Genomic DNA, 20,723 nt, shown 5'->3' with positions numbered 1-20,723 from the left:
GGGCTGACGCGAGCGCCGCTCTATGTGACAATAGGGCAACACTCAGTTTAGATAAGATATGCATGGCGTTGTCCCCAGCAGTAAAAGAGCAAATCAGTCAGTGGTATAAGGCGCTTTCGCAGCAGATCCCAGATTTTATCTCACGCGCGCCACAGCGTCAGATGATTGCCGAGGTGGCGAAAACATTGGCAGGTGATGCTGGCCGCCACTTGGCAATAGAAGCGCCGACCGGTGTCGGCAAGACGTTGTCCTATCTGATCCCCGGCATCGCGGTCAGTCGTGCGGAAAGTAAACCGTTGGTGGTGAGTACCGCGAATGTGGCGCTACAGGATCAGATTTACAGCAAAGATTTGCCATTGTTAAAGAAAATCATTCCTGATCTCAAATTCACCGGTGCTTTCGGGCGCGGGCGGTATGTTTGTCCACGTAATCTGGCGGCAATGTGTACCGATGTCTCCGGGCAGGGGGATTTATCCCTGTTTCTCGGTGATGAGCTGGCCCCGGCTAATGGTGAGGAGCAAGCGACCTGCCTGACATTGTCTAAATTACTGAGCAGCCATGTCTGGGATGGGTTACGGGATCACCATCAGTTGGCACTCAGTGACAGCTTATGGGCCAAACTGAGTACTGATAAGGCCAATTGTCTTGGGCGGAATTGCCATTATTTCCGTGAGTGCCCGTTCTTTATTGCTCGCAAAGAGATTGAAAGTGCTGATGTGGTGGTAGCAAACCATGCACTGGTCATGGCGGCGCTGGAGACTGAATCCGTGCTGCCCAATCCGAAGGAGCTGCTGCTGGTTTTAGATGAAGGGCATCACTTACCGGATGTGGCGCGGGATGCCTTAGAGATTGAAGGTGAGATCACCGCAGTTTTTGCCAATATGCAGTTGGATATGATTGTGCGGCTGGTGGATCAATGCATGGTGCAATATCGGCCCAAAAATCCCCCCGGATTGGCAAACCCGGAACGGTTAAAAGACCATTGTGAGCAGTTACGCGAACTGATGTTGAGTGTTGAGCAGCAAGTTAGCCTACTTTTACCTGAACAAGGGAATCCGGTTGTGTACCGCTTTGAAATGGGCGAGCTGCCGGGCAGTTTGACTGAGGATTGTGCCAAATTATTTAAGCTGACCGACGCCTTGCGTGGGCTGGCTGAGTTTGTGCTTAATGATTTGAGTGAGCAGACTGGTAAGCACGATATCGTTCGTTTACATCGCGCTATCTTGCAGATGAGCCGGACTTTGGGCTACCTGGAAGCCATGAGTAAGCTGTGGCGGCTGGCTGCGATGGAGAAGGCATCGAACGCCCCCATATCCAAATGGGTAACCCGCGATTACCGCGAAAACCAAACCCATCTCTATTTCCATTGTGTGGGGATCCGTGTCAGTGATCAGCTTGATAAAATGTTATGGCGCAAAGTTCCCCATGTGATTGTTACCTCTGCGACCTTACGTTCACTGAATAGCTTTGCACGTTTACAAGAACTGAGTGGCCTAAGTGAGAAAGCCGGTGATCGCTTTGAAGCGCTATCGTCACCGTTTAATCATATTGAGCAGGGGAAGCTGATTATCCCCAAAATGCGTTTTGAGCCGACGATGGCTCATGAAGCGGAACATTTGGCGGAAATGGCCCAATTCTTCCGCGCGCAGCAGGCCAGCGGGCGGCATAAAGGAATGCTGATTCTGTTCAGTAGCCATCGTGCAATGCAGACTTTTCTCAGTCATGTCACCGATCTGCGTTTGATGTTGTTAGTGCAAGGGGATCAACCCCGTTATCGCCTGGTTGAAGAGCACCGCAAGCGGGTGACTAACGGTAGCGCCAGTGTATTGATTGGTCTGCAATCATTTGCCGAAGGGCTGGATTTAAAAGGGGAATTACTCACCCAGGTACATATTCACAAGATTTCATTCCCCCCGATTGACAGCCCGGTTATTCTCACGGAAGGGGAGTGGCTGAAGTCTTTGAAACGTTATCCGTTTGAAGTGCAGAGCCTGCCAAGTGCTTCGTTTAACCTGATCCAGCAAGTTGGGCGGTTAATTCGCAGTAATGAATGCCACGGTGAAATTGTGATTTACGATCGGCGGTTGTTGACCAAGGGCTACGGTTCCCGGCTATTGGCGGCGTTACCGGTCTTCCCGATTGAACAACCTGATATGCCTGAAGGGGCTGAGGCACCGGTTGTCAACGTGGTGGCTAAACCTGTGACAAAAAAGGTAAGGCGCAAGCGCGGATAAGGTGATATCTCTCTTGTTAACGCATTATTAATACAAATTACCGTTTCATATGAAATCTTTCCCGATAGGCATGAATTCAATGACTAAGCTTATATAAATCGCAGGTGAGCTGATCTTAATAGATTCAGCCGCATTACCTCCGGTGAGAATTGCTGGTTATTGGTTAGCGATGGCGCTAACTGTTATCGATATATTTAGCGGGCAAGGGTGAAGCAGAATGAAACAGCTAATGGCAGAGTTTATTGGCACTTTCTGGTTGGTATTAGGCGGGTGTGGTAGCGCGGTGTTGGCTGCAATGTTCCCGGTGGCGGGTATTGGATTTCTTGGTGTTGCACTGGCATTTGGTTTGACCGTCGTCACAATGGCTTATGCCCTTGGGCATATCTCTGGCGCGCACTTTAACCCAGCAGTTTCACTGGGGTTATGGGTCGGTGGGCGTTTTTCAGGTGCGCAATTGGTGCCTTACATCATCGCGCAGGTATTGGGTGGGCTGACAGGTGCAGCAATCTTGTATCTTATCGCCAGCGGCAAAGCGGGCTTCGATGTCAGTGCCGGTTTCGCCAGTAATGGTTTTGGTGTTCGCTCGCCGGGGGGATATAACTTGCAGTCGGTGCTGGTGGCTGAAGTAGTTCTGACGATGGGATTTGTGATGGTTATCATGGGGGCGACAGATAAACGTTCTCCTGCAGTCGCAGCTCCGCTGGCTATTGGGTTGTGCTTAACACTGATCCATTTAGTCTGTATTCCAGTGGATAACACTTCGGTCAACCCCGCGCGCAGTACCGGTGTGGCAATCTTTGCCGGTGGCATTGCACTGCAACAGCTCTGGGTATTCTGGCTGGCTCCGTTGGTGGGCGGTGCTTTAGGCGGGGCAATCTATCGTGTTTTATTCAGCCCTGCGGAAGAGGTTAGAAAACTGTCATAACTGATATTAATTCATGTATTATTACTCTCAATCGGTCACTGCTGTGTTTTTCACTCGGCAGTGACCGATTCTCCTTACCAGTACCAGCCAATTATCTCACTAGTGACATTGTCGCTCATCGCTATAAAGCGGCCCAATATCCTTGAATAAACCGGGTTAGCGTAAACTTATCGGCATAATCATCACTATAAATGATAAAGTTTCGGCAATATTTAACCTGATTTATGTTTAACCGATCCTGGCAGGAGAAATACCAGATCATGGATTACAGCAAGATTATCAAAGAAATTGGACGCGGTAAGAACCACGCGCGTGATCTGGATCAGTCCACTGCCTATGAGCTGTATAAAGCGATGTTAGCAGAACGGGTTCCGGCACTGGAATTGGGCGCTATCCTGATCGCTTTTCGTATTAAAGGTGAGTCCGATCAGGAAATACTGGGTTTCTATCAGGCGATGCAAGAGCAGGTGATGTCATTACGTGCACCACAGGGCCGCCCGTTACCGGTGGTTATCCCCAGTTATAATGGTGCGCGCAAACAAGCTAATCTGACCCCGTTGTTGGCGCTGCTGCTGTCACGTATGGGGTTACCTGTGGTTGTGCACGGTGTGACAGAAGACAGTAGCCGCGTTACCAGTGCTGAGATTTTCCAGCAGTTGAGCATGCCGTGGTCGCTTAATGCACAAGAGGCTCAACAGCGGCTAGATCATGGTTTGCCAGTTTTTGTTCCCGTAGCCGCATTGTCGTCTCAACTTGACCAGCAATTGCAGCAACGCTGGCGTATGGGGGTGAGAAACAGCAGCCATACGCTGGCAAAACTGGCAACACCGTTTATTCACGATAACGCGCTCCGGTTAGCCAGTGTTTCTCATCCCGAATATATGCAGAAAGTGGGTGGTTTTTTCCAGGCTATCAATGCGCCAGCCTTGTTGCAACAAGGTACTGAAGGGGAGGTTTACGCCAACCCATTACGTTGTCCACCAATTCATCGTATCAATGATGGTGAGCAGAGTATCTTGTTGGAGCGTCAAATCGAGCCAAACGAACCTGAACTCCCCCCGTCGAGAGATGCCGCCATCACTGCTCATTGGATAGAATCCTGTTTGGCTGGCAAGCAACTGATCCCTGAGGCTATTTTAAAGCAGGTTGCGTGTTGTCTGGTGGCAGTAGGGCGGGCGGAGAATGTCGGGCAAGGGCTGCAACAGATCGGTTTACTTCATTTTGATGGAAATGCCCATTCACCCGCTTTGCAGTGATTTATGCTATCTTACGCGCCAGAAAATGCTTATCAGAGAGTCAGTACGATGGAAAACAAAAAAATATTCCCAAAAGAAAAAAGCGGATTACATCCACGAAATCGTCATCGTTCGCGCTATGATTTTGATGTACTTTCAGTTAGTTGCCCAGAGTTGGTTTCTTTCCTGGCACCGACCGCCTACGGGGATATTTCTATCGATTTTTCTGATCCTCTGGCAGTGAAAATGCTTAATCGGGCATTGTTGAAGCACTTCTATGGTATCGAGCATTGGGATATTCCTGCTGATTTTCTGTGTCCACCGATCCCTGGTCGTGCCGATTATCTGCATCATCTGGCCGATTTACTGGCGAGCAGTAATGCTGGCGTGATCCCGCAGGGTAAAAATATTGCGCTGCTGGATATTGGTGTCGGCGCTAACTGTATTTACCCGATTATTGGTCAGCGTGAATATGGCTGGCGTTTCACCGGTACTGAGATTGATCCACAAGCTGTCAGCGCGGCAAAAATGGTGGTATCAATGAATCCTACGTTGAGGAATGCGTTACGCCTGCGGCAGCAAAAAGATCCACAAGCCATTTTCGACGGTGTCTGGCTACCTAATGAACGCTATGATGCTACGCTGTGCAACCCGCCGTTCCACGCCTCTGCCGAAGAAGCGGCCGCAACGACCCGCCGTAAACTGCACAAACTGGGTAAAGGCGATGTTGCCGCCAAGCCTGTGCAGAATTTTGGGGGTAAAAACAGTGAGTTATGGTGTGAAGGTGGCGAGGAAGGGTTCGTCAAGCGCATGATTGTGGAGAGTGTTGCTAAGGGGCAGAACTGCTTCTGGTTTACCTCACTGATTTCCAAAAAAAACCACCTTGCCAGCGATTTATCATGCACTACGTTACGCGAACGCTGTTGAGGTGCGCACCATTGATATGGCGCAGGGGCAAAAGGTCAGCCGTTTCGTTGCCTGGACATTCCTGACGCCGGAGCAGCAAGCCGCCTGGGCCGCAGAGCGTTGGTAATATTATGGCGCTGATAGCGATTTTTTGCTCAGATTAAGGATCAGCAAACAGTGATATAAGCAGTGTCAGTTACCGCAAATTGCATAAAAAAGGCGGGTGTCATTGAAGATACCCGCCTTTTTTCACGTAATGCCAAATGGCTTATCAGGAAACGTGTTGCAAGAATTCCCGTAAACGATCACTTGGTGGATGGGTGATGAGAGTATCCGGATCACCGTCCTGCGCCACCCGGCCTTTATCAATAAAAATCAGGCGTGATGCCACTTTTTGCGCGAAACCCACTTCGTGGGTCACGATAACCATTGTCATGCCTTCTTCCGCCAAATCTTTCATTACGGTCAAGACTTCATGACGCAACTCAGGGTCCAGCGCCGAGGTTGGCTCATCAAACAGCATTAGCTTGGGTTTAACCGCCAGTGCGCGGGCGATAGCCACACGCTGCTGCTGGCCACCAGACAACTCTGACGGATAATGGTGGGCGCGATTTTCCAAACCGACCTTAGCCAACAACGCGAGAGCCTGCTTATTAGCGGCTTCTTTGGATGCGCCGCGAACCCGTATTGGGCCGAAGGCGACATTTTCCAGTGCGGTAAGATGCGGGAACAGGTAAAACTGCTGGAACACCATGCCCGCTTCCTGACGAATCAGGCGTTCATCCACTTTGGGGTCATTGACATCCAGGCCATCGACAATCAACTGACCGCTGGTAATGACTTCCAGTTTATTGATACAACGCAGCAGGGTAGATTTCCCCGAGCCGGATGGACCAATAATCACCACCACTTCTCCCTTAGTGATATTCAGATTGATGTCGTGGAGCACCTGGGTTTTACCAAAGTGTTTGGAGACGTTTTTGAATTCAATCATATTATTTTCAGCTTTCTTTCTAACCGACGCAGAACGAAGCTCAGCGCCAGCGTGATAATCAGGTAAATAACCGCCACCGCACTCCATATTTCCATCGCGCGGAAGTTCCCGGCAATAATTTCCTGCCCCTGACGAGTCAGTTCAGCGACGCCGATGACGATAAACAATGAAGTATCTTTGATGCTGACGATCCATTGGTTACCTAACGGTGGCAGCATACGGCGTAGTGCCAGCGGTGCAATCACATAACGTAAGGTGTCGCGTTTGGACAAACCCAGCGCCAGACCCGCTTCACGGAACCCATTATGGATTGACAGCACCGCACCACGGGTAATTTCCGCAATGTAGGCACCGGAGTTAATCATGATGGTGACGATCGCTGCGGTTAAGGGATCGATGCGCATTGGCATCATCATTGGCAGCGCAAAGTAGATAAACATCACCTGGACCACAATTGGCGTGCCACGGATCAATTCGATAAAAACTAATGCGATATTTCTACTCAGCCAACCGCCGTAAGCGCGGGCAAAACCTGCTACAACCCCAATAATCAGGCCGCCAAGCAACCCCAGGACCGAAATCCACAGGGTTAACTTGGCACCTTCAAGCAGGATTGGGATGGCGGGCCAAATAGCGCTCCATTCAAACTGCATGGATATTCTCCTGGTCTATACTCGTCAGACTTCGAACTGCATGTGTTGGCCGCTTTCATAGACCCGAATCATTGACAGGTGTCAACTCATCGGGGCTTATTCGCTTGCCGCCTTCCTGCAACTCGAATTAGTTAGAGTATAAAAATTTTAAAAAAAGAATTACTTAGGTTCTACACCGAACCATTTTTTATAAATTACAGCGTAAGTGCCGTCTTCTTTCAGGGATTTCAGCGCGGCGTTAACTTTTTCACGCAGGTCACTGCCTTGTGGGAATGCGACACCATACTGCTGAGCTTTAATGGGTTCACCCACCGCTTTGAACTGGCCATTACCGGCAGTTTTAATGAAGTAAAGGATGTTTGGTGTGTCATGTAGCACCGCATCAGCGTTGCCCGTACCTAACTCAAGATAGGCGTTATCGATATTCGGGAATTGGCGCAGATCCTTGGTTTTGATGTTGGCTTTCGCGTAATCGACCGAACCGGTGCCGCTTTTCACTGCCAGCACTTTGCCTTTCAAGTCAGCTTCGCTTTTGATGTCGTTATTATTCGCTTTGACCATCACCAGCAGGCCGCTGTTGTAATAGCCATCAGAGAAGTCGACAGCTTTTTTACGCTCGTCGGTGATAGTGATCCCAGCCAATGCCAGGTCAACATTTTTGGTTTGTAGCGCAGGAATGATACCGCTGAAGTCCATTGGTTTCAGGGTATATTTCAGATCGAGTTTTTTCGCGATGGCATCCCACAAATCGATATCAAAACCGACATATTTATCCCCCTGTTTGAATTCAAAAGGAACGAAAGCGGTATCTGTAGCGACGATCAGTTCTTTTTCTGCGGCGTAGGTGTTAACGGCAAAGGCCAGCGTAAGTGCGGCCAATGAAACTTTGACAAGTGACTTCATAAGTGGGAGTTCCTTTATGCTTTTGTGGATTACCCTTGGTACATGGTGTCGCAGCAGTGCTGGCGGTTCCTGTTACTCGGCCCGAAAACAGGCCTCACTTTCAGGAGGCCGCTGCAAGCAGCGTGAAAATTTGCTTCAGACAGATTTGACACCCTATTTTCTGAACTAAATCAGTCTATTGGGATTTTCTGGTCGGTCTGGCTACAACGCCAATTACTTTGAGCATGGAGATCCGTTTTTTATATTTCAGAGTGCAATATGAAAAGATCGTGCCAGAAATGCAAGTTATTTAAAAATAACGATATTTTACTAAGTGATTAGCGTGCAATTACTTAGCTGACACCATTTGCACCAATATGACTCACCAAAACGGTGCGTTAATATCATTTTGGTGCAACTAATCCATTATTTGTTTATTATTAACTAGGAAGTAAATAATATGCAATCAATAGCTAACATTTATATAACAATATTGTTAACTATCTCTTATTTTGTTTGAAAAGGGGGTGATAAGGGTTTAGACGCTGGGGGTTATCTGAGTTGGCTATCTTTACTACCACGGCGGTTATATCCGGCATGGTTAGCCTGATGTTTATCTAATTCATTTTGGCAGGTCAGGCAATACTTAACTCCGGCGAGGGCTTTGCGCCGCGCTGCGGGAATAGCTTGTCCACACTCAAGGCAATACATTTCACTGTCACCTTTACCGAGTGCCTGGCGAGCGCGTTGCACGGCATCATCAAGGGTGGAGTCAATTTGATCCTGCACTGCGCCGTCACCTGCCCATCCGCTTGCCATATGGCCTCCGTAAACAGGGCCGGAATACCGGCCCTGTTGCGTAATAATAATGCATCTAATGCGCGTGATTACTCAATATTTGCTTCAAGGAACCACAGGAATTTATCCAGATCACGCGATGCGGCAGTGAACATGTCTGCGCTATCCTCATCCTTGACTTCTGTTATGGCCTTACGCACACAGTTCGCCACCACACCATATCTGTCTGCCAACTCTTTTAGGTGATCTTGCACCTTTTGAATGTGAGTTGGATAGCTCTTCAGTGGTGTTTTATCTGTAACGAGTTGTGCAGTACCCAGTGCCACGCCACCTAATTGCACTGCGCGTTCTGCAAAGGTATCCAGATGATCGGTGAGGGCAGTGCGGAAGCCATCCAGCATTTCGTGAACCGCGATGAAGTTAGCACCACGCATGTTCCAGTGAGCCTGCTTAGTGATAAGCGACAGATCGATAAACTGGATAACCATCTGGTTTAATAGCTTAATCGTAAGCTCTTTAGTATGTTCATCAACATTATTACGCGTATAGAGGAGTTCGGAGGATTTAGCTTTCACCAGTTTTGCTGTACTCATAATAGGTATCCCTTTATTGAGTTGATTACCAATTTCTTCACCGCAATAAGTATAACAAAGATATTCTATTTTGCAGGTTAGATTCGGCCTATCAATTAAATCGTCGACAACGACAGTTATTTTTAAATGTAATTTAATGTTTCGCTTTGAGAATAACGCGGATTTTATCCCAAGGTCTAATCGATAAAGGCTATCACTGTGATTTTTATGTTTCTTATTATTTAAATAGGGGGGTGAGCTGTTACATAACGCTGATTTATATGTAGCGATGGGGGAAGTCATTATTAATTAATGACTTGTCACCGTACTGGTGGAATGACATAGAAAGTAAGTAATATATTAAATAGAGAGTTTATTAGGTGGGCTGTTTGGCGAGCATATTATTTATAGGAATGAGCTGGAGAATGAATCTCACCAGCACTGCCGACGCGGTTATTATCGGGCCTGGGCGACAATAAATAAACGTGGCAACCCCAGTAAGCGGCGGACATCGGCTTGTTGCGGGCTGCTGTATCAATGCGAGCCAGATAATCTTGCAGGAAATCCTGCTGTGAGGTGTCGGGAGTGGCGCGCAGACAGTCGGCAATCGCCGCTGATAAGAACATTCGGTGGTAATAGATGGTGCGCCAAGTATCTATCTGATTAACATGGGAGGACAGCAAATCGGCATCAATGCCCACCAACTGGGCATCAGGAAAGTGTAAATGCAATATCAACGCTAACGTTGCTCCAGTGAACGGTGCATCACGTAAGCATCAACGTAGCCCAACTGACTATGATTAAAGGCTTTTGGCAAAGTGGCGATAATGTCGAAACCGAGTTTTTGCCACAATGTGACCGCCAAGGTATTGGTGCTGACAACAAAATTAAATTGAATAGCCCGATAACCGAGTGCTGTTGCCTGCTCAATACAATGTATCCCGAGAGCCTTGCCAATACCCAAACCGCGTACTTTGCTATCCACCATAAATGATGCATTCGCAACGTGACTACCGAGTCCGCGCTGATTATCGATCAATTTATAAATGCCAACCACTTGCCCCTCATGCAATGCAACCCAGCAACGAACCCCTGCACCAAACCCCTGCACCAAACCAGTAATCGTAGGCATCCTGTTTGGGTGTGTCTGGGGTAAAAACATAGGTATCACCATGACCAATTACGGCCTGAAATAGTGGACATATTGCGGCAAAGTCTGCTGATGTGGCGGTTCTGACGTCCATGACAATTCCCCTTTTATCAGGTGATTTGCTCTAACTGTGGCTTGGGTTTGATGGTCAGGGTGGCACCGATGGATGCGCAGATAATTGATGCCAGCGCCAACCATTGCACCATCGTCAGATGCTCATTTAAGAAAACCAGCCCTGAAACAGCCGCTAAAGCAGGCTCCAAACTCATTAATGTGCCAAATGTGCGGGCAGGAAGGCGGGTCAGAGCGACCATCTCCAGCGAGTAGGGGAGGGCTGTAGACAATATTGCTACCGCCAGCGCAATAGGCAATATTGCCGGATCGAACAGCGCCATGCCGTTATAGACGACACCAATCGGGCAGAAAATAAGTGCGGCAATCAACGAACCGATCGCAACAGTTCCAGGGCCGTGATCGCCACCGGCCTTTTGCCCTGAAACAATATAGATTGCCCAGCAGGCACCGGCTCCTAATGCACAAGCTGCACCAAACAAGTCAATAGTATCGACGCTATGTCCCAGAGGCAGCAGGAACCATAACCCCAGAATCGCCAGCCCTACCCAGATAAAATCCACCGCGCGACGGGAGGAGAACATAGCGACCGCCAACGGGCCGGTAAACTCCAATGCAACAGCAATACCCAGTGGCACGGTTTTCAATGACAGATAAAACAGAAAATTCATGCCACCTAACGCAACCCCATAGACGAGCAGGGGCAAACGACTCCCCGCAGCAAATCGCATTCGCCAGGGTTTGAAGATAATAAACAGAATAAGAGTGCCAATCCCCAGGCGCAACGAGGTAATTCCTTGCGCGCCAACCAGTGGGAATAGGCTTTTTGCCAGTGATGCTCCACTTTGTATTGAGATCATGGCGATCACCAGCAACAAAATAGGGAGCAATGGGAGTGTATTTTTGGATGAAGGAGACAAAGACATCCTTTTGAGCCTCAAAGAAAAGTAGACGAACCCGTTTTTGCTAGTGTAAATGAAATGTCAGCGGAGTGTTTAAAAATCATCAATGCGGAAAAAAAAGAAAAAAAGAGCGTAAAAATTTATTATTGTTGTTTTTTTATTCTGTGATTGGTGTTTATTTATACTGTTAAATTAAGAATTATCTGGAATGACTCTTAGTGATGTATGTCACAATAAGATGTATAATGTACCAAAATATCTGAAGTATTAGTAACATAGAAGATGCTTGAAACTGTTTGTTACACCAAATAAATGATTAGACAACCATTAGCGGGCAGAGTTTCCCGCTGTTTATTGTTATAATTACATGGTGTTTTTGTTTCACTCTAAAATTTGCGTTTTTCGAGGTGGTTATGAAAAAAATTACATGTCTTTCAGCAGTGGCAGCTTGTGTATTAGCAGTGTCCGCAGGTTCAGCTTTTGCCGGTCAAAGCACCGTTTCTGGTGGTTATGCCCAGAGCGACTACCAAGGTGTTGCTAACAAATCTTCTGGTTTCAACCTGAAGTACCGTTACGAGTGGAGTGATTCTCAACTGGGTTACATCACTTCTTTCACTCACACTGAAAAAAGCAGCTTCGGCGATAGTTCAACTGTTTACAACAAAGCACAGTACAACTCTATCACCGCAGGTCCAGCTTACCGTATCAACGACTGGGCTAGCATTTATGGCCTGGTAGGTGTAGGTCACGGTCGTTTCAGCCAGAACTACCCAACTTATGCTAGCGACAAAAACAGCACCAGCGACTATGGTTTCACCTACGGCGCCGGTTTACAGTTCAACCCAATGCAAAATGTTGCACTGGACGTCTCTTACGAACAGAGCCGTATCCGCAGTGTTGATATTGGTACTTGGGTTGCTGGCGTAGGTTATACTTTCTAAGTATAGCTTGTGCTCATCAGCATTCATCCTCAACAGTGATATGCTGTGTCTGATAAAAATCCGCCTTCGTGCGGATTTTTTTCGTCTGTCGTTTGCTGCATAAGCAGGCAGTTGCAGAGTTTTGTGCTATTTCATTGTTGATAATGATAATTGATTTCATTATTATTGCTCACCTGATTTAATTAATAACAGGGAGTAATTAATGAGGTACGGCACAATAGGGTTGCTGGCATTACTGCTAACCGGATGCGGTGGCACATGGTTTCCTGAGCAAGGCAACTCAGAACCTCGCAAAGCAAAATTCAGTGTTTATGGCGATCAGCGAACCAGCGCACAGCGGGCATTATCATGCCATCGCAGCCGCCATTGCACTAATGATGATTGGATGAACCCTGATCCAGACTATGTCGGGTTTGGTGTGAGTTACTGATGATATGATTGCGCGGGTATATTGCTTTGCCCGCGTTCGTCACAATTATACGCATCATCCGACCATTTTTATCGCATCGTCAATCAGTGCGAGTACCTGCTGCGGGTGGGAGACTAAGGCAAGGTGACTCGAAGGCAATTCAACAACTTTTTGTGCCTGAGTTCGTTCTGCTAATTCGCGTTGTGTCTCGACCGGCAACATTCTGTCTTCTGTCGATATCTGATACCAACAAGGTTTAATCCGCCAAGCCGGTTGAGCAGATTTATCTGTAAACACACGGGCGGCGAGCGGTTTTTGTGTCAACGCCATGACCAATGCTTCGTTTTTATCGATGTCATGACACATATTTTCATGGTACTTGTCAGTATCAATCCACAGAAAACCATTATCATCAGGGCGAATAGAAGCTGCGCCAATGGGCGGTTTACGTAATGCGAAAGTACTGGACAAACTTTCACCGGCATCGGGGGCAAAGGCCGAAAGATAAACCATGCCGACGACGTTCTGTAGGTGGCCGACCTGTGTAATCACCATGCCACCATAGGAGTGACCGACTAAAAGTGTAGGGCCATATAACGCAGCAGTAATCTTTATGGCACGTTCTACATCGTATGCCAGCGATGTTAAGGGATTTTGGATCGCAATAACCCGGTGGCCCTGGGCATGTAATTCAGGAATGATATGACGCCATTGCGAGCCATCAGCCCAAGCGCCATGTACCAGCAAAATATTGAATTTCTTCGCCATATCATCCTCAGCATACTTGCAGTTACGGATACTATCTTGATGTAAAAATAGCGTTATATAAAGATAACCTTATGCAGAAATAACGTTTTTACGAATAGTACTTTCCCGTAGTTTAGCCATTGGCTAATGGTTTATACGGAGATGCTTAAATAACGCTATTACTAAAATTAAGTATAAGGAACTTTCAGGAAATAGCCTTAAGATAAAGACGAAAATGACAGGCTAAATTAATACACTAAAGTGTAGTAGGCGATATAATATCATTGATGACAAAAACATCATATTTTAAATAAGTGAAAACAATAGATTAACACAGGATATGGCTAAGGACTTATTGTGCTATTTATTTGTAAAACTAGAATAATATGACAAACTATTATCAGCTCTGATTTATCTTCACTGTTCTAATTGCGATTCACTTGCCAAGGTGGATTATAATTAAAAACAATGGGTTGTAATAAAAATAGGTGTAATCATGACGATACTCAGTGAGTCGGTTCCACCCATGCTGCATGACACCAAGCTTGAGCAGAAAATCCTAAAGCGTTCAATTTTTTGTACGCTATTTATTGCATCAATGGGGATAGTCTTCGGTATCGTATGTGGCTCAATGTCGATTATTTTCGATGGAATGTTCTCTGCACTGGATGCTGGAATGTGCAGTTTATCTCTGCTGGTTTCACGATTACTCGGGCAGCCTCACAGCCGGCGTTTTCAATATGGTTTCTGGCATGTTGAGCCGTTAGTATTGGCTTTCAACGGCAGTTTGCTGGCCTTTCTCTGCCTTTACGCATTTGTTAATGCGATCAAAGGTATTTTTGAGGGGGGGCGCGAACTGGAGTTGGGCTGGGCTATTGTGTATGCATTAGTGGTCAGTATTTTCTGTTTCACTCTCTTTTTAAAGCAACGTCGTTTAAATAAGCGGGTTAAATCTGAGTTGATTGCACTGGATACCAAAAGCTGGTTGATGTCAGCCTGCATCAGCGCAGCCTTATTGGTGGCATTTCTGATCTCCTGGAGTTTGGAGGGCACCCGGTATGAACACCTGATTGTTTATACCGATCCTAGTGTTCTGGCGTTATTAACACTGATATTAATACCTGTTCCGATTAAAACGGTGATTGCAGCTGTGCGCGAAGTGTTACAGATGACGCCGGATAGACTGGATAATGCCATTGAAACGCTAATGGAGCGGTTAATGGCAAAATATAAATTTATCGATTATTCCCACTATGCCACCCGTATGGGGCGAGGATTATTTATAGAGATTCATGTGGTTATTTCACCGGAAATGGAGACCCGTGGCGTGAGTTATTTCGACAAGATACGTGATGAAATCGCTAAAGAAATTGGTGAGTCTGGGCCTCATCGCTGGCTAACAATCTCTTTTACCCGTGATGCCAAGTGGCTTTAAACTGATTAACCAGGGAAATAATTATTATGGAAAAGATGATAGCTAAACGCCGTGTAACACTGAACTCGGTTGTGGCACCAATGGGTTTTAATACTGCTTGCTGTGTTCCACTGAGTGATAAAACCATCTCTTTTCGCAAAGAAAAAATAATCAATAATATGCTCCGTGACGATATCGATTACCTATTGGTTTATGCCGATAAAGAGCATGGTGGTAATTTTGAGTATCTAACTGGATTTATCCCCCGATTCGAAGAGGCCGTAATGGTGCTGCATGTTTCAGGGGCCGTCTATTTATTGTTGGGTAATGAAAATTTAAAATTGTCTCAACATGCAAGGATCAATAATACTGCGATTCATGTGCCCTATTTTTCCCTGCCTAACCAACCGATGGAAAATAGCAAAACCTTGCCAGAATTATTAGCAGAAACAGGTATTGGGCAAGCTAATAAAGTGGGTGTGGCAGGTTGGAAACTATTTACCAGTAAGTTAGAGGATAACGATCAACTATTTGATATCCCTAATTTTATTTTGGATGCTGTCAAGCAGGCCGTTTTACCCACAACAGCGGTTATTAATGCGACAAACGTATTTATTGGTTGCGACAACGCTGCCAGAATGACCAATAATGCCAATGAACTGGCACATTATGAATACGGAGCCAATTTAGCCTCCAATTGTATCCTCAATGCCTTGGCCGCAGTAGATATTGGCAAAACAGAAAAACAGCTTGGCAGTTATTTGGCGGGAGAAGGACAACCCAATAGTGTTGTCATGATTGCGGCCACCGGTAATCGTTTTGAGCAGGCTAATTTGTATCCTGGCGATAAGGTTGTGCAACAGGGCGATAAAATATCACTGACGACTGGGTTTAAAGGTGGTTTAAGCAGTAGAACCGGCTATGCAGTCCATCAGGCAGAGGAGCTGCCAGCAGCGGAAAAGGATTACCTCGATAAAGTCGCGATACCTTATTACACTGCCGTCGTGGCCTGGCTGGAAAATATCCGAATCGGTATGTCTGGCAAAGAGATGTATGCGTTGGTTGAGTCTGTATTCCCAAAATCGCAATACCATTGGTCGTTAAATCCAGGCCATTTGGTGGCGGATGAAGAGTGGCTATGTTCGCCTATCTACAGTGGCTCCGAAGAGAAGATTAACAGCGGGATGATATTCCAAATCGATATTATTCCCTCGGTGAAAGGTTATGCGGGGGTGAGTGCCGAGGATGGTATTGCATTAGCTGATCAACAGCTTCGCCACCAACTGGCCACTGAGTACCCCGAAGTATGGCAACGGATTCAACAGCGGCGCGACTATATCCGTAACGTATTAAATATTTGTCTCAGTGAAGAGGTATTACCGATGTCGAATACCGTGGGTTATCTGCGGCCTTTCCTATTGGATAAATGCAGCGCACTGCACTGTATTGCGCAGTGATAACACAGATAACGTTATCAACTTGAGGGGCTATATCGCCCCTTTTATCGGTATCTGGCATTACCTTAATAGCCACTAGCCCCGGTATTTACCCGCTTGGTGAGATTTCGTGCAAAACTGAGGGCGATACTCTCGCCATCTTGTGGCATAATGCGCGCCGAATCACATTTTCTAATATTCTTGAATATCCCTATTCAGTAATCCAATCGAGAGCGAGCGCTGTGCTAAGTACTAACAATATCACCATGCAATTCGGCAGCAAGCCGCTGTTTGAAAACATTTCAGTAAAATTCGGTGGCGGTAATCGCTATGGCCTGATCGGCGCTAATGGTTGTGGTAAATCCACCTTCATGAAAATCCTTGGTGGTGACCTGGTGCCAAGCGGCGGTAACGTATTCCTCGATCCGAATGAGCGTCTGGGTAAGTTACGTCAGGACCAATTCGCCTTTGAAAACAACACAGTGCTGGATACCGTTATTATGGGTCACGGCGAACTGTGGGAAGTGAAAGAAGAGCGCGACCGCATCTACGCGATGGCTGAAATGAGCGAAGCCGACGGCTATAAAGTGGCTGATCTGGAAGTTGCCTACGGTGAAATGGATGGGTACAGCGCAGAAGCCCGTGCTGGTGAATTGCTGCTCGGTGTCGGTATTCCGGTTGAACAACACTATGGTTTGATGAGCGAAATCGCTCCTGGCTTTAAATTGCGTGTATTGTTGGCGCAGGCCCTGTTCTCAGACCCGGAAATTTTATTACTCGACGAACCAACCAACAACCTGGATATCGATACTATCCGCTGGTTGGAGCAAGTGCTGAATGAACGTAACAGCACCATGATCATTATTTCCCATGACCGTCACTTCCTCAATATGGTGTGTACGCATATGGCGGATCTGGATTATGGCGAATTGCGTGTTTATCCGGGTAACTATGACGAATACATGACGGCAGCGACTCAAGCGCGTGATCGTCTGCTGTCTGATAACGCGAAGAAAAAAGCCCAGATCTCAGAATTGCAATCTTTCGTCAGCCGCTTTAGTGCTAACGCCTCTAAATCCAAGCAGGCGACTTCACGCGCCCGTCAGATTGATAAAATTCAGCTTGATGAAGTGAAAGCGTCCAGCCGTCAGAACCCGTTTATCCGTTTTGATCAGGATAAAAAACTATTCCGTAATGCGCTGGAAGTTGAACTATTGACCAAAGGTTTTGATAGCGGCCCGCTGTTTAAAAAACTGGATCTGCGCCTGGAAGTGGGTGAGAAAGTGGCTATCCTCGGGCCAAATGGTATCGGTAAATCGACTTTGCTGAAAACTCTGGTAGGGGATTACGAGCCGGATTCTGGCACCGTGAAATGGTCTGAAAACAGTAAGATCGGTTACTACGCGCAGGATCACGCCAGCGATTTTGAAATTGACCTGACAGTATTTGACTGGATGAGCCAGTGGAAACAGGAAAAAGACGACGAGCAGGCTGTGCGCAGTGTGCTGGGCCGTTTGCTGTTTAGCCAGGATGATATCAAGAAGAAAGTTAAAGTACTTTCTGGTGGTGAGAAAGGCCGGATGTTGTTTGGTAAGCTGATGATGCAGCGCCCTAACATTATGGTAATGGATGAGCCAACCAACCATTTGGATATGGAATCGATTGAAGCTCTTAACATGGCATTGGAAATGTACGAAGGCACGTTGATCTTCGTTTCCCATGACCGTGAGTTTGTCAGTTCCTTGGCAACCCGAGTGATTGAAATGACACCAAACAAGTTAGTCGACTTTACCGGTAATTATGAAGATTACCTGCGTAGCCAGGGTATTCAGTCGTAATAAACGGATGAGTTGTTGATTGAATTGATTTTTAATAAAAAGCTGATGCATCGATAGCATCAGCTCAGTTTTTTAAAGGCAGGGTTTCCCCCTGCCTTTATCTGTTATGTCTTCTCAGCCTTACTTAGCAGGCTCCTTTATCCTCCCAGACCTTATTCCAGCCGGTGCCGTTGCCTGTGGTGTCGGTTACTGCGTTATCACCGGGTATAGTCTCAGCAGAGACCCACCACTTGTTGATATAAACTCGCCCATCTTTACTGACTGTCGTCGGGCCGCTATAGACTTTCTGCTGCCAGGATGGCGCGCTACACTGTTGCGCAGCGACAGGTTTTGACTGGATTTTCAGCTCATCTTCAAGCGTGGTATCGCATATTCCATCGTCTTTCCAAACCTTACTCCCATCGGTGCCGTTACTGGTGGTGTCAGTTACTGCGGCATCACCTGGTACGGTTGCGGCGGATACCCACCACTTGTTGGTGTAAACACGCCCGTCTTTACTGATAGTAGTTGGTCCGTTATAAACTTTCTGCTGCCAGGATGGTACACTGCACTGCACTGGTTTTTCTACCGTTTCTGGCGTGGCTTCCTCAATAATTTCACCGCTTAGATATTGAGTGCCATCGTAACTTTCCAAGTATTCCCAATATGAATTGCTGGTTTGATTACTAGGGAAATACCAATATGATTTTGTTTTTAAACGGAAATAATCTCGAGTACCAGTGTAGTGATTATCGTATAGATAGAATGTACCTGTGATACCTTGACGGGATGCTTCACTCCAGTGATTAAAATCGCCCCCTACTTGGTAGCGCTGTTTGATCAGTTCATTGTAGGCTTCGCGGGGCGAACTATTTTCACCATTGGTTTTCAATTGCGTCGAACTGGCCAGTCTCATAGCCATATTATTGCTATCCGTTACAGTAACCGGAATGGACAGCATGGCATTTTGTAATACGTTACGTGGTGCTCGCAGGGTAATTTCTTTGCCATTATCCGCAATAACGTCAATGCCCTTTGGAATATCCCATTGGTAGGTCAAGGCTGATACATTGCGATTCGTCACCTCTACAGATACGCTGAATATATCCCCCGCATTGACTGTGTCAGGCACTCGTACATCGCCGGTAATATTTTGCTGGGTTAACGGGTAACTATGGACAACATTACTGTCTCTATTTTCCCAAATAGGTGTCCTTAAATCAGATAAATTCATTGCCTTTAATTGGGCGCTGGTTTCTTTTGTCGGTTTTATTCCCCATTTATGGAAAAAGGCTTTCAGATTAATACCAGAAACTCGGCTGGTTTCGAGCAGGAAACGCTGTTTTTTCTCATCGTTATTCTTTGGCCATTCTGCTGGCGGAAGTGTGCGATAACGATCACCAAGGCGTTGGTAGAAGTCCTTGCCGAATGCTAAATCCAGTTGCCAAAACATACCCAAACGGACAAATCCGTCGCCATCCTCATAGCTTTTGCTTCTTTCATTTAAAAAGGCGGTGATAGCATCCCAGCGTGATTCAGCTTCAAGACGTGAGGTCTCTCCCAGCGCTCGCTGAACATACAAAGAGGTCAGGTTTACCGTGGTTTCAGTATCATTATCAAAAGTCCATGCTGGCATTTGATAATGGTGGCCCAATTCATGCCACGGTCCCCAGCCATCACTTTGTAATTTTTGGGGATTAATGACTTCTGCAATACCGCCAGTGTTGGAACCCAGCCAGTAATTGGATGCTGACATATAGCCGCCCGTACTATCTGGCTTGCTGACAAACTGGTATTGGAAAGGCGTTGCACTATGGGGGAAAGCCCTCTCGTTACTGAGGCCGAACTGTTTTTCTGCGAGGTCGACAATACGATCCCACAACACTAATACACCTTTAGGATCGCTCGCTTTATCACGCATATCTTCGAGCGGCATGGTGAGAATCATGCGTTTGCCCACCAGTTCGGCAAAAGGAGCATCACCAAATTGTGCCAACTGTTGCCGCCAGTCTTCAACAGTATTTTCATCCAGAATAAAGCGAGGCATTGGCTTGCCGCCCTCTAGCAGATTAACTGTAATCTCACTGCTACCGGGTTGATTCGTTGCTGTAAAATAAATGGGGCCAGTATTCTGAACCTCAATCTCATTGATGCCTTGCTGTAGTTTAACGACCTGACGATCAAAGTCCTTTTGCTGACCTTTATTAACCGGCACAATCCACAGCTCAGGCAACGTATCAATATCTTCCCCCTGATGTTGGTACTCAATCCGCAGGTTGTCACCTTTACTTGCCCAAAAACCGCTGGATTGCGTTGGATGTGTAAGGAATTGACGCTTTTGTTGTGTATTAAAGTAATACGGAGAACCCTTTTGAGTCAGATGAATTTGTCTCGATGCTTCAGATGTACTATTGCTATTTGCAATTTCAGTTTGCTGAATTGACATGTTGGTCGGAATATCTGCAACGGCGGCGGATAATGTGGAAGAGAAGCCCAGTGCCAATAATAGGCTCAAAGCAATAGGTGTAGTACGTAAAACAGGGGGCAACATAAAGCTAACTCCGGATAGCATTCAACTCCACCATGAATAAATGAAGATTGAATTAAGTTAAGAAAATAATTTACGAGGAAAACAT

General features: G+C 46.6%; 17 protein-coding genes and 2 pseudogenes. 9 read left to right on the top strand and 10 right to left on the bottom strand.

Features of this window, described 5'->3' with window-relative positions:
* The first annotated feature begins 62 nt into the window (after positions 1-62).
* From dinG to rlmF, 4 genes and pseudogenes are all read left to right on the top strand, one after another.
* Complete coding sequence (gene dinG, locus YALDO0001_RS02045; RefSeq protein WP_004699473.1) at positions 63-2,234, top strand: ATP-dependent DNA helicase DinG; 2,172 nt, start codon at positions 63-65, stop codon at positions 2,232-2,234.
* A gap of 217 nt (positions 2,235-2,451) precedes the next feature.
* Positions 2,452-3,159 (top strand): aquaporin Z, encoded by a 708-nt coding sequence (gene aqpZ, locus YALDO0001_RS02040; RefSeq protein WP_004699472.1) that lies wholly within the window; start codon positions 2,452-2,454, stop codon positions 3,157-3,159.
* Positions 3,160-3,419: 260 nt separating this feature from the next.
* Positions 3,420-4,415 (top strand): DNA-binding protein YbiB, encoded by a 996-nt coding sequence (gene ybiB / locus YALDO0001_RS02035; RefSeq protein WP_049596039.1) that lies wholly within the window; start codon positions 3,420-3,422, stop codon positions 4,413-4,415.
* Positions 4,416-4,463: 48 nt separating this feature from the next.
* Positions 4,464-5,427, top strand: a pseudogene (gene rlmF, locus YALDO0001_RS02030) (23S rRNA (adenine(1618)-N(6))-methyltransferase RlmF).
* Positions 5,428-5,571: 144 nt separating this feature from the next.
* Here the strand turns inward: rlmF and glnQ are convergent.
* From glnQ to rhtA, 8 genes and pseudogenes are all read right to left on the bottom strand, one after another.
* Positions 5,572-6,294: a glutamine ABC transporter ATP-binding protein GlnQ gene (glnQ, locus tag YALDO0001_RS02025; RefSeq protein WP_042839273.1), complete on the bottom strand. Its 723-nt coding sequence runs from the start codon at positions 6,292-6,294 to the stop codon at positions 5,572-5,574.
* A complete protein-coding gene (gene glnP, locus YALDO0001_RS02020) occupies positions 6,291-6,947 on the bottom strand; it encodes a glutamine ABC transporter permease GlnP (protein ID WP_004699468.1) in 657 nt (218 codons plus the stop codon). The genes glnQ and glnP overlap by 4 nt, the downstream gene beginning before the upstream one ends.
* Before the next feature lie 159 nt (positions 6,948-7,106).
* Entirely contained in the window at positions 7,107-7,850 is a 744-nt protein-coding gene (gene glnH, locus YALDO0001_RS02015; protein ID WP_042548282.1) for a glutamine ABC transporter substrate-binding protein GlnH, read from the bottom strand.
* Between the two features lie 531 nt (positions 7,851-8,381).
* Positions 8,382-8,648 carry a DksA/TraR family C4-type zinc finger protein gene (locus tag YALDO0001_RS02010; protein WP_004699466.1) on the bottom strand — a complete coding sequence of 89 codons (267 nt, stop codon included), beginning with the start codon at positions 8,646-8,648 and terminating at the stop codon, positions 8,382-8,384.
* A gap of 68 nt (positions 8,649-8,716) precedes the next feature.
* Positions 8,717-9,220, bottom strand: a complete 504-nt coding sequence (gene dps, locus YALDO0001_RS02005) for a DNA starvation/stationary phase protection protein Dps (protein WP_042548283.1) — start codon at positions 9,218-9,220, stop codon at positions 8,717-8,719.
* A 380-nt stretch (positions 9,221-9,600) separates the two neighbouring features.
* Positions 9,601-9,936 (bottom strand): hypothetical protein, encoded by a 336-nt coding sequence (locus YALDO0001_RS02000; RefSeq protein ID WP_042839272.1) that lies wholly within the window; start codon positions 9,934-9,936, stop codon positions 9,601-9,603.
* Positions 9,937-9,938: 2 nt separating this feature from the next.
* Positions 9,939-10,443, bottom strand: a pseudogene (locus YALDO0001_RS01995) (GNAT family N-acetyltransferase).
* Positions 10,444-10,459: 16 nt separating this feature from the next.
* A complete protein-coding gene (rhtA, locus tag YALDO0001_RS01990; protein ID WP_042839270.1) occupies positions 10,460-11,347 on the bottom strand; it encodes a threonine/homoserine exporter RhtA in 888 nt (295 codons plus the stop codon).
* A gap of 389 nt (positions 11,348-11,736) precedes the next feature.
* Between rhtA and ompX the strand changes: the two genes are divergently transcribed.
* Together ompX and YALDO0001_RS01980 are read left to right on the top strand one after the other, a co-directional pair.
* A complete protein-coding gene (ompX, locus tag YALDO0001_RS01985; RefSeq protein WP_004699461.1) occupies positions 11,737-12,264 on the top strand; it encodes an outer membrane protein OmpX in 528 nt (175 codons plus the stop codon).
* A 202-nt stretch (positions 12,265-12,466) separates the two neighbouring features.
* Positions 12,467-12,694, top strand: a complete 228-nt coding sequence (locus YALDO0001_RS01980) for a hypothetical protein (protein WP_042839269.1) — start codon at positions 12,467-12,469, stop codon at positions 12,692-12,694.
* A gap of 54 nt (positions 12,695-12,748) precedes the next feature.
* Here YALDO0001_RS01980 and YALDO0001_RS01975 read toward each other — a convergent pair whose 3' ends face one another.
* Complete coding sequence (locus YALDO0001_RS01975) at positions 12,749-13,441, bottom strand: alpha/beta hydrolase (protein ID WP_004699458.1); 693 nt, start codon at positions 13,439-13,441, stop codon at positions 12,749-12,751.
* A 475-nt stretch (positions 13,442-13,916) separates the two neighbouring features.
* Here YALDO0001_RS01975 and YALDO0001_RS01970 point away from each other — a divergent pair, with 475 nt between their 5' ends.
* The 3 genes from YALDO0001_RS01970 to YALDO0001_RS01960 all read left to right on the top strand — a co-directional run bounded on the left by YALDO0001_RS01970 (position 13,917) and on the right by YALDO0001_RS01960 (position 18,108).
* On the top strand, positions 13,917-14,855 hold the full coding sequence (locus tag YALDO0001_RS01970; protein ID WP_004699457.1) for a cation diffusion facilitator family transporter: 939 nt from the start codon (positions 13,917-13,919) through the stop codon (positions 14,853-14,855).
* 80 nt (positions 14,856-14,935) lie between these two features.
* On the top strand, positions 14,936-16,291 hold the full coding sequence (locus YALDO0001_RS01965) for a M24 family metallopeptidase (protein WP_231585773.1): 1,356 nt from the start codon (positions 14,936-14,938) through the stop codon (positions 16,289-16,291).
* A gap of 221 nt (positions 16,292-16,512) precedes the next feature.
* Entirely contained in the window at positions 16,513-18,108 is a 1,596-nt protein-coding gene (locus tag YALDO0001_RS01960; RefSeq protein WP_071986367.1) for an ABC-F family ATPase, read from the top strand.
* A 124-nt stretch (positions 18,109-18,232) separates the two neighbouring features.
* Here the strand turns inward: YALDO0001_RS01960 and YALDO0001_RS01955 are convergent, their stop codons facing one another.
* A complete protein-coding gene (locus YALDO0001_RS01955) occupies positions 18,233-20,638 on the bottom strand; it encodes a M60 family metallopeptidase (RefSeq protein ID WP_004699454.1) in 2,406 nt (801 codons plus the stop codon).
* Positions 20,639-20,723: the final 85 nt, after the last annotated feature.

The sequence above is a fragment of the Yersinia aldovae ATCC 35236 genome, assembly GCF_000173735.1.
Taxonomy (GTDB): Bacteria; Pseudomonadota; Gammaproteobacteria; order Enterobacterales; family Enterobacteriaceae; genus Yersinia; species Yersinia aldovae.
Note: the sequence above shows the minus strand (reverse complement) of the source record. Positions and strands in the feature narration are given on the sequence as shown.